Source organism: Paraburkholderia sediminicola, assembly GCF_046026895.1.
Taxonomy (GTDB): Bacteria; Pseudomonadota; Gammaproteobacteria; order Burkholderiales; family Burkholderiaceae; genus Paraburkholderia; species Paraburkholderia sediminicola_C.
In genome coordinates this window covers 1-732 of record NZ_JAQQEU010000263.1, presented here as the reverse complement: position 1 = coordinate 732, position 732 = coordinate 1, and the positions used below count along the sequence as shown (strand labels likewise).

Annotated in this window: 1 protein-coding gene; it reads left to right on the top strand. The window is 58.5% G+C overall.

All coding sequences use genetic code 11. The features are described 5' to 3' along the window. Positions 1-74: 74 nt before the first annotated feature. Positions 75-732, top strand: a 658-nt coding sequence (gene istA / locus PQR02_RS40650) for an IS21 family transposase (protein WP_408243425.1), incomplete at its 3' end; no start/stop codon positions are given.

Below are 732 nucleotides of genomic sequence, written 5' to 3'. Positions count from 1 at the left end.
GCTGGACAGTAAGGTCGTAAAGTAGCGACGCAGGTCAACCGTGGCACCCTTGACGATTTCGTCGGGGCGTCTACATGGCATTTCCAAAGTTGACCATGCGTAAAATTCGAGAAGCGCTGCGCCTACATTTCGAATGCGGCTTTAATCATCGGGAAGTCGGCCGGGCGTTGGGCACGTCGCCCACAACCGTTGGGCAATATGTCCGCCGTCTGGAACGGGCAGGCTTAAGCTACCCGCTGCCGCTAACGCTCAGCGATGATGAACTCGAGGCACGCCTGTTTCCGCCGCCGCCGCGTGTGGAAGGAGAACGTCCCGCACCGCACTGGCCGACCGTGAGGCGGGAGCTTGCCCGCAAAGGCGTGACGCTCGACCTGCTCTGGAACGAGTACAAGGCCGAGCACCCCGACGGTTACGCGTACACCTGGTTTTGCACACGATACAGCGAATGGGCGAATGCGCTTCCGCTAACCTTGCGGCAAACACACGCTCCGGGCGAGAAGTTGTTCGTCGACTACTCAGGCGACAAGGTTGCGATCATCAATGCGGATACGGGCGAAATCCGGGAGGCTGAGTTGTTCGTGGCCGTGCTGGGAGCCTCGAACTATACGTATGCGGAAGCGACCTGGACTCAGCAGAGTTCTGACTGGATTGGCTCTCACATTCGAACATTCGAATTTATGGGCGGTTGTCCTGAGATCGTCACGCCCGACAACCTTAAATCGGGTGTGCACA